This window comes from Halomonas sp. BC04, from assembly GCF_000568385.1.
In genome coordinates this window covers 1-9,246 of record NZ_AZQX01000426.1, presented here as the reverse complement: position 1 = coordinate 9,246, position 9,246 = coordinate 1, and the positions used below count along the sequence as shown (strand labels likewise).

Below are 9,246 nucleotides of genomic sequence, written 5' to 3'. Positions count from 1 at the left end.
GAACATCCAGTCCGATATAAGCGGCATGGACGTAGCTGGCTGCGTTGAGTCGCTCAGCGGCGGTACGTACCACAACGACCTGTTGAGTTGCGTTAGACTGTTTCATGACCTGCCTCCCTCAATAGTGGCTCTGTGTTGTTGCCCAACTTCAACGTAACCCACGACGTTGAGGAGGGGCAGGTCAATCCATCATGTCTACAGCGGCGCGGTACGGTCGGTGGAGGAAAGTCTCTGCGGGAGGAGCGATTTATCACTTCTGATCATCCGAACCTTTCAGTGTCGCTCAAGATTGGTCCGATGTCTGATCAAGCTGGAGTCATCAGGCAGCGCTTTATACCCATAAATAAAGAGAGGGCCTGCTTTTGGCAGGCCCTCTCTCTTCTTTCATCAGCACAGGATATGATGTTTCACGTGAAACATCGCTCTAGACGTCGAGGTTGGCGACCAGGGCATTGTGCTCGATGAAAGCCCGCCTCGGCTCCACTTCATCACCCATGAGGGTGTTGAACATCATGTCGGCCGCAACGGCATCCTCGATGGTCACGCGAAGCAGCCGACGGGTCTCGGGGTCCATGGTGGTCTCCCAGAGCTGGTCCGGGTTCATCTCGCCCAGCCCCTTGTAACGCTGGACTGCAAGACCACGCTGGCTTCCGCCATCAGCCAGTCCAGCGCCTGGTAGAAGGTCTCCACTGACTTCTTCCGCTCACCCCGAGCGATATAGGCCCCCTCCTCCAGCAGGCCATCGAGAGTGGTGCCCAGGGCCGCCATGGCACGGTAGTCGGCACTGGTGAAGAAGTCGATACCCCAGACGTAGTCGGTGCTGACACCATGGGCAGTCAAGGTCACGGCCGGAAGGTAGAGCTCACGCTCGGTGTCTTCCTCGAGCCGGAACGTATAGCGAGGACCACCCTCGTAGGCAACCAGGGCATCCATCTCTGCCTGCAGAAAATCGATCCAGTTCTGCATGGTGACGCGATCCTTCAGGCTAACCTCGCCCTCCAGCGTGGCTGCGTGCACCACCTTGCGCAGGACCACGCTGGGATAGACCCGAGACAAACGGTCAATCCGTTTCATCACATCCCGATACTGCTTGACCAGGGATTCCAGATGGCTACCGGTCACCGGGGGAGCGTCCGGATTGACGTAGAGTCGAGCTCCATCCATCGCGGTGGTCGTGAGGTAATCGATCAGCGCCTGCTCATCCTTGAGGTAGGTCTCCTGTTTGCCCCGCTTGATCTTGTAGAGGGGCGGCTGGGCAATGAAGACATGGCCCCGCTCGATCAACTGCCCCATCTGACGGAAGAAGAAGGTCAACAGCAAGGTACGGATATGCGAGCCGTCGACATCGGCATCGGTCATGATGATGATGGAGTGGTAACGCAGCTTGTCCGGGTTGAACTCTTCCCTGCCAATACCACAACCCAAGGCCGTAATCAGGGTCCCGACTTCCGCGGAGGAGAGCATCTTGTCGAAGCGCGCCTTCTCGACGTTGAGAATCTTGCCCTTCAGGGGAAGGATCGCCTGGGTGCGGCGTGCACGCCCTTGCTTGGCACTGCCACCCGCCGAGTCACCCTCGACCAGGAACAGCTCAGACAGGCTCGGATCCTTCTCCTGGCAGTCGGCCAGCTTGCCGGGCAAGCCGGCAATGTCCAGTGCCCCCTTGCGGCGCGTCATGTCACGCGCCTTGCGCGCGGCTTCACGGGCACGCGCCGCATCCAGCATCTTGTTGACGATGGCTTTCGCCTCGTTGGGCTTTTCGATGAGGTATTCGGCGAACAGCCGCCCCATCTCCTGCTCAACCGCCGTCTTAACCTCGGAAGAGACCAGTTTTTCCTTGGTCTGCGACGAGAATTTAGGATCCGGCACCTTGACCGAAATGATGGCCGTCAGGCCTTCCCTAGCATCATCACCTGCGGTATTGACCTTGGACTTCTTCAGCAGCCCTTCCGCTTCGATGTAGTTGTTCATGGTGCGCGTCAGCGCCGCACGGAATCCGGCCAGGTGTGTGCCGCCGTCGCGCTGAGGAATATTGTTGGTGTAGCAGAAGATGTTCTCGGTGAAGGAGTCACTCCACTGCATCGCCACTTCCACCTCTACCCCGTCTTCGCGTACAGCATTGAAATGAAAGACCGGGTTGAGCACCGTCTTGTTGGTATTGAGATGATCCACGAAAGCCCTGAGGCCCCCTTCGTAGTGGAACAACTCCTCCTTCCCTGAACGTTCATCCATCAGGCGAATCGCCACACCGGAATTCAGGAAGGAGAGTTCGCGTAGACGCTTGGCCAATATATCGTAATGAAACTCGATATTATGAAAGGTATCTGTCGACGGCCTGAAATGGACTCGCGTGCCAGTCTTCTCGGTCTTGCCCACCACGCCGAGCGGGGCCTGAGGCACGCCATGGCGATATATTTGCTCGTGCACCTGGCCGGCCCGCCAGATCGTCAGGCGTAGTTCTTCGGAAAGCGCATTCACTACCGAAACGCCGACCCCGTGCAAGCCACCGGAAACCTTGTAGGAATTATCGTCGAACTTGCCCCCGGCATGGAGCACCGTCATGATCACTTCAGCCGCGGATACGCCTTCGCCTTCGTGCAGGTCGGTGGGCACGCCACGGCCATTATCGCTGACAGTGATGGACTCATCAGGATGGATGACCACGCGTATTTCGGTACAGTGCCCGGCCAGAGCTTCATCGATGGAGTTGTCCACCAGCTCGAACACCATGTGGTGAAGGCCTGTCCCATCATCGGTATCCCCGATATACATGCCGGGACGCTTGCGAACGGCATCCAGCCCCTTGAGGACCTTGATGCTCGTTGAGTCGTAAGCCTGCTCGCTCATTGACTACTCCGTCATGAAGTCTATCTGTGCCTGTGGCACCAGCTTTCCCGACCCGCCACTGCCTTGTTTCACGTGAAACATCGTCAGCGGGGTTTGAGACTGCCAGGGTCCCACCAGGGCATCGTGTTCGACACTTGTAATGAAGGCTTGGCAACGCATCGATTCCAGCAAGCGACAAAATACCAGCCGATGCCTGGCATCGAGCTCCGCTGGCAGGTCATCGACCAGGTAGAGGCACGACTGACCGGTCGTTTGCTCCAGCAACCTGCCCTGCGCCAGCTTCAGCGCAGTGACGACCAGCTTCTGCTGGCCACGAGACAACACCTCGACTGCCGGGTGCCGCCCAAGGCGAATTCGTAGATCTGCCCGCTGTGGCCCTTGCTGGGTGAAGCCCATCTGTTGATCCGTCGCCCGCCCCTGCTCGAGAATTTCCAGCAGGCTGCGTTTCTTGTCCCATCCTCGAGAGTAGCCCAGCGTCAGCTCGGGCAACGCCAGTAGCTGCGACAGCGTATCCTCGAAGACAGGCAGGAAATCAGCCATCCAGTCGCTTCTCAGGCTATCGACACGGTCGCCCCAGTGGGCCAACTCATGCTCCCAGGCCGACAGCGATTTGGCCTCCATTCTATCACGCCTGAGCAATGCATTCCGATGTTTGAGGGCGCGTCGCGCGCGTCGCCAGGCATCGAAAAACCCATGTTTCACGTGAAACACACCCCAGTCGAGGAACTCCCGGCGTCCGGCCGGAGGCCCTTCGAGGAGCCGAAAGGCATCGGGATTGACCAACTGGAGCGGCAGCGTTTCGATGAGCTGTGACAGCCGCTCGACGCGCTCACCACCCATGCGAATCTCCAGCTCGGGGGCGTCGCGGGAACGGCGAATGCCGATCGGCAAGGGCGGATCACCGCCGAGACGGGCAAAGAGTGTCATGGACTGCGCATCATGAGTGATGGCATTCCTCAGCTGACGGGTCCTGAATGAGCGACCCATCCCGATGACATGGATGCCTTCGAGAAGACTGGTCTTACCGCTCCCGTTGACTCCAACAATCAGGTTGATTCCCGGCCCCGGCTCGAAGTCGGTTGCGGAAAGATTCCTTAAGCCATTGAAACATAAGCGATTAATCAGCATCTATCACGCCTGCGTCGTCATCCCGGCCCGCCACGGCTGTGGTGCCGTACGCGCTGCCGGGTAGCGATCACGCATATCCATTCAGAGGCGCATCGGCATGACAACGTAAAGTGCATCCCCGCCGCCCGGCTCCTCCATCAGGCACTGCTGTTGGAATCCGCCAGTGTCATCTGCACACGATCCTCGTCCAGCACGTTGAGCACATCGATGAGGTAACCCACATTGAAACCGATCTCCAACGCGTCGCCACCGTACTCGACGGCCACATTCTCCTCGGCCTCTTCCTGCTCGGGATTGTTCGCCATGACCTGAAGGTTGCCTTCCTTGAGGTGCAGGCGCACACCGCGATACTTCTCGTTGGAGAGGATGGAGGTACGCGACAGCACTTGACGTAGCTCGGTGCGATCGGCAAGAAACACCTTGTCCCCTCCCCTCGGCACCACTCGCTCGTAATCGGGGAACTTGCCATCCACCAGCTTGGAGGTGAAGGTGAAGTCACCGGTGTGGGCACGAACATGGCTCGCGCTCAATGTCAGCGTCACCGGCTCGTCGCTGTCATCGAGCAGCCTCACCAGCTCGAGTACGCCCTTGCGCGGTACGATCAACTTTCGGGCCGGCTCGACCTCGATCTCGGCGGGGCGAGAGCAGACGGCAAGGCGGTGGCCGTCGGTGGCCACCGTGCGCACCAGGTTCGAACGCAGCTCAAGCAGCATGCCGTTGAGGTAATAGCGGACATCCTGCTGGGCCATGGCAAACGAGGTGGCATCGATAAGGTGCTTGAGCGTCCCACGCGGCAGGCTCAGTTCCACATCGCCCTGGGTGTCCTCGATATTGGGGAACTCGGCAACCGGCAACGTCGAGAGAGTGAAACGGGAGCGACCGCTGCGCAGCACCGCCCGGCCATCTTCCAGGCTGAGCTGGAGCTCGGCCTGGTCGGGCAGCGATTTGCAGATATCCATCAACTTGCGGGCCGGAACCGTGGCCGACCCGGGCACCTCTACCAGCGAGGCGGCGGTACGCCCGATCAGCTCGACCTCCAGGTCGGTGCCCGTCAGCGCCACCTGCTCATGGTCGACCTGTATCAGCACGTTGGATAGTACCGGCAGGGTCTGGCGGCGCTCTACCACACCGGCAACCAGTGCCAAGGGCCGAAGCAGTGCCTCGCGGGAAATGGAAAATCTCATGTCGGCTCCACATCTAATCCTGAATAAAGGTGTCGGTCATCGGCATCAACTGCCAGGCAACCTCGCGCTCAGCTGGTCAATAGCCGTAGCAGGTTCTTGTAGTCCTCGCGGATATCCGCGTTCTCTTCCTGCAATGCCAGAACCTTGCGGCAGGCATGCAGTACCGTCGTGTGGTCACGTCCACCGAAGGCATCGCCAATCTCAGGCAGGCTGTGATTGGTCAGCTCCTTGGCCAGCGCCATGGCCACCTGGCGGGGCCGCGCAACGGACCGGGAACGGCGCTTCGACAGCAGGTCAGACAGCTTGATCTTGTAGTATTCGGCCACGGTACGCTGGATGTTGTCGACGCCCACCTGCTTGTCCTGCAGGGCCAACAGGTCCTTGAGGGATTCGCGAATGAAATCCTGGGTAATCGGCTTGCCCATGAAGTGGGAATCGGCAATGACCTTCTTCAAGGCACCTTCCAGTTCGCGGACGTTGGAGCGAATCTTCTGGGCGATGAAGAACGCCGCATCATGGGGCAGGTCGACCTTGGCCTGGTCGGCCTTCTTCATCAGGATCGCCACCCGCGTCTCCAGCTCCGGCGGCTCGATCGCCACCGTCAGCCCCCAGCCGAAACGCGACTTGAGCCGCTCCTCCACCCCACTGATCTCCTTCGGGTAGCGGTCGGAGGTCAGGATCATCTGCTGGCCACCCTCGAGCAGGGCATTGAAGGTGTGGAAGAACTCCTCCTGGGAGCGTTCCTTGCCGGCAAAGAACTGGATATCGTCGATCAGCAGTGCATCGACGCTACGATAGAAACGCTTGAAATCATTGATCGCGTTCAGCTGAAGTGCCTTGACCATATCGGCGACGAAACGCTCCGAATGGAGGTAGACAACCGTGGCATTCTCCTCCGGGTGGCCAGGGCATTGCCCACGGCGTGCATCAAGTGTGTCTTGCCCAAGCCGACACCACCGTAGAGAAACAGCGGGTTATAGGCGCCACCGGGGTTTTCCGAGACCTGCCGGGAGGCCGCCCTGGCCAGCTGGTTCGACTTGCCCTCGACGAATGTCTCGAAGGTGAAGTTGGGGTTGAGGCCACTGTTGTGCTTGAGGCTGCCCTCGACCTGAACTTCCCGCTCACCGGCGGCGCGTCGTGCCGAACGCCCCTCCTCTCGCTGGCGGTCGATCTCACGCTCGTCGCCAATGTCACCCCGCGGAGGTGTGTGCACGGCAGGCCCCAGGGGCGATCGCGGGCTGGCCGAAACAGGGGCTCCCAGCTCCCGCGGCCTGGGGGCAGCCGCCGATTGGCGGCTGCCGACGGTCAATATCACCCTGGGAGGCTTGGCCGGCGCCAGGTCACGCAGCAGCTCATTGATCCGCTTGGCATACTTATCCCCCACCCAGTCGCGAACGAAGCGGTTGGGCGCCAGAAGACGCAGCTCGTTGGACTCCCCCTCTTCCGCCTGAAGCGGGCGGATCCAGGTGTTGAACTGCTGGGCGTTCAGCTCGTCCTGCAGGGAATCCAAACACTGTTGCCAAAGAGCAAGCGACACTCGACCTCACCATCCGGTTGATGCATGACCGGCCATTGTATCCTTCACCCGCCGGGTTATCCACATGCCGCGACCGACGCCAGGCCCTGTGGAAAATCATACCGGGATCAATGGGATAACCCCGGAAGGATGGGAGGCGAAGGCGAGGCCTGTGGGTAAAGGCGACAATTGCACACAAGGAGACAACAGGAACCACACCGGTCAAACAGTGCTTTTCCACAGAACATGCCGCACTGCACACATATGTTTATAAAGGTTTTTTCATGGTTATCAACAGAAAGAATCCCCAGTATTAGTAACAACATCAGTCAAGCTTCATTCAGTAATTACTGCACTGACGTCGATACGCCGATTGCAAATTGGGTGGTCGAGGCAATTGCGTCGGAGGCCCGAAGTCACTACAATTTCCGGTCTTGAACCGAATCTCCCCAGGTTCCCGCAAGGAGCCCGGGCATTTCCTGTAAGACGTTCCGTCCAAACACACCACGTGGGAATCAAGAGTTATGAAACGCACCTTTCAACCCAGCGTTCTCAAGCGCAAGCGTGTGCACGGCTTTCGTGCTCGCATGGCCACCAAGAACGGTCGTGCCGTACTGTCGCGCCGTCGCGCCAAGGGCCGCAAGCGCCTGAGCGCCTGATTGCGGATTGCGCGTGTCCGGTCATGACTTTCCCCCGCAGCTGCGGCTACTGACTGCCGGGGATTATCGATTTGTCTTCGATCACGCTGCATTCAAGGTACATGGCAATGGGCTAATGGCCCTGGCGTGTCCCAACGGACTGGGCCACCCCCGTCTCGGCCTGGTCTTCAGCAAGAAGAACGTCCGTAGAGCCGTGGATCGCAATCGCCTGAAGCGGCTGACTCGCGAATCCATCCGTCTCCAGCAGCATCAGCTCCCCGCCGTCGATATCGTGGTACTGGCTCGACGGGGCGCCAACGAGCTGGAAAATGCGACACTGCATCGCCAGCTCTCCGGCATGTGGCGCCGGCTGGAGCGAGACGTACGCAAGTCGATGGTATCCTGACCGGACGCGGTGCCTGTCGCCGCCACGATAGCCTGCCTTGGGCAGGCTTTCGCATATCAACGTGGCAGCGCATACCGTTCCAGCGGCATGTTCACTACCCATCGGGCAGAACTCTCAATGGACGTAAAACGACTCCTTTTATTGATTCCACTGGCCGTGCTTGCCTACTTGCTCGTCATTCAGTGGAACCAGGACTACGGCCAGGTTGCTCCTGAGCCTGAAGCACCGACCTTCACCGCGCCTGCGCCCGGCGAAGAGAGCGTGGACCCGGGCGATGACCTGGCCGTCCCCGCCGCCCCCCGCGCCGAAGGGGAGGTACCGGGAGACATGCCTGGCGAGCCCGCTCGCGCCACCGGCACCCGCGACCTCATTGCCGTGGCCACCGATGTCCTCGACCTGCGAATCGATCCCCAGGGCGGCGATATCGTCTATGCCGCACTGCCCCAGCACCGGATGACCCTGGATTCCGAGCGTCCCTACGTGCTGCTCTCCGATAGCGAGACCCGAAGCTACGTGGCCCGCTCGGGCCTGCAGCTGGACGGTCATTCCGGCCGCATCGGCTTTACGCCGGAAAGAACCAGCTACCGCATGAGCGACGACGAGAATCGCCTGGAAGTCGACCTGACGGCCGAGGTCAATGGTGTCGATGTCATCAAGCGCTTCTCCTTCGAGCGCGGCAGCTACGCGGTCGACGTCCATTACTACCTGGCCAACAACACAGAAGAGCCGGTTACCGCGCGCTTCATCGGCCAGCTTGCCCGCGACAACAGCCCTGACCCGTCCGCAGGCGTGGCCTTGGGCATGAGCTCCTATCTGGGCGCCGCCTACTCATCACCGGAAGACCGCTACGAGAAGGTCGACTTCGACGACATCCAGCGTGGCCGCTTCAATAACCGGGACGTCCAGGGCGGCTGGGTAGCCATCCTGCAGCACTACTTCGTCACGGCCTGGGTACCGCCGCAGAACCAGCAGAACCTGCAGTACGCCTCCACCGACTCGCGCGACCGCAATGTCGCCGCCTTTGCCGGCTCCATGAGCACGGTGGCACCGGATGGTGAAGCCCGCCTGGGAGCGACCCTCTACATGGGGCCGAAGGTTCAGAGCTACCTCGAGCAGGTGGCCCCCAACCTGCGCCTGACCGTCGACTTCGGCTGGCTCTGGTTCATTGCCAACCCGCTGTTCTGGCTGCTGGACCAGATTCATGGCCTGATCGGTAACTGGGGCTGGTCGATCGTCTTCCTGACCATCGTGGTCAAGCTGGTCATGTGGCCGCTCTCAGCCAAGGCTTACAAGTCCATGGCCCGCATGCGCAAGCTGGGCCCTGAGATGCAGCGCCTCAAGGAGCAGTACGGCGACGACCGCCAGAAGATGTCCCAGGAGATGATGAAGTTCTACCAGAAGGAGAAGATCAATCCTCTGGGTGGCTGCCTGCCCATCCTGGTGCAGATGCCGGTCTTCATTGCGCTCTACTGGATGCTGCTGGAATCCGTGGAGTTGCGCCATGCGCCTTCATGTTCTGGATCCAGGACC

The 9,246-nt window shown here is 60.1% G+C and carries 4 protein-coding genes and 3 pseudogenes; 3 read left to right on the top strand and 4 right to left on the bottom strand.

Features of this window, described 5'->3' with window-relative positions; translation table 11 throughout:
- Positions 1-424 precede the first annotated feature (424 nt).
- The 4 genes and pseudogenes from gyrB to dnaA form a co-directional block, all read right to left on the bottom strand.
- A pseudogene (gyrB, locus tag Q427_RS28115) lies at positions 425-2,844 on the bottom strand (DNA topoisomerase (ATP-hydrolyzing) subunit B).
- A gap of 3 nt (positions 2,845-2,847) precedes the next feature.
- Positions 2,848-3,972: a DNA replication/repair protein RecF gene (recF, locus tag Q427_RS28110; RefSeq protein WP_043518905.1), complete on the bottom strand. Its 1,125-nt coding sequence runs from the start codon at positions 3,970-3,972 to the stop codon at positions 2,848-2,850.
- A gap of 81 nt (positions 3,973-4,053) precedes the next feature.
- Positions 4,054-5,156, bottom strand: a pseudogene (gene dnaN / locus Q427_RS28105) (DNA polymerase III subunit beta).
- Positions 5,157-5,224: 68 nt separating this feature from the next.
- Positions 5,225-6,693: pseudogene (gene dnaA / locus Q427_RS28100) on the bottom strand (chromosomal replication initiator protein DnaA).
- A 503-nt stretch (positions 6,694-7,196) separates the two neighbouring features.
- Between dnaA and rpmH the strand changes: the two are divergent.
- The 3 genes from rpmH to yidC all read left to right on the top strand — a co-directional run.
- Positions 7,197-7,331: a 50S ribosomal protein L34 gene (gene rpmH / locus Q427_RS28095; RefSeq protein ID WP_043514730.1), complete on the top strand. Its 135-nt coding sequence runs from the start codon at positions 7,197-7,199 to the stop codon at positions 7,329-7,331.
- 13 nt (positions 7,332-7,344) lie between these two features.
- The gene (gene rnpA / locus Q427_RS28090) at positions 7,345-7,716 is read left to right on the top strand and encodes a ribonuclease P protein component (protein WP_043518904.1); all 372 of its coding nucleotides are present in this window, start codon (positions 7,345-7,347) and stop codon (positions 7,714-7,716) included.
- A 117-nt stretch (positions 7,717-7,833) separates the two neighbouring features.
- Positions 7,834-9,246, top strand: a 1,413-nt coding sequence (gene yidC, locus Q427_RS28085) for a membrane protein insertase YidC (protein WP_155833732.1), incomplete at its 3' end; no start/stop codon positions are given.

Excerpts from the sequence above, each read along its gene's own strand:
- recF (WP_043518905.1), bottom strand. The coding sequence starts at position 3,972 with ATGCTGATTAATCGCTTATGTTTCAATGGCTTAAGGAATCTTTCCGCA.
- rpmH (WP_043514730.1), top strand. The coding sequence starts at position 7,197 with ATGAAACGCACCTTTCAACCCAGCGTTCTCAAGCGCAAGCGTGTGCAC.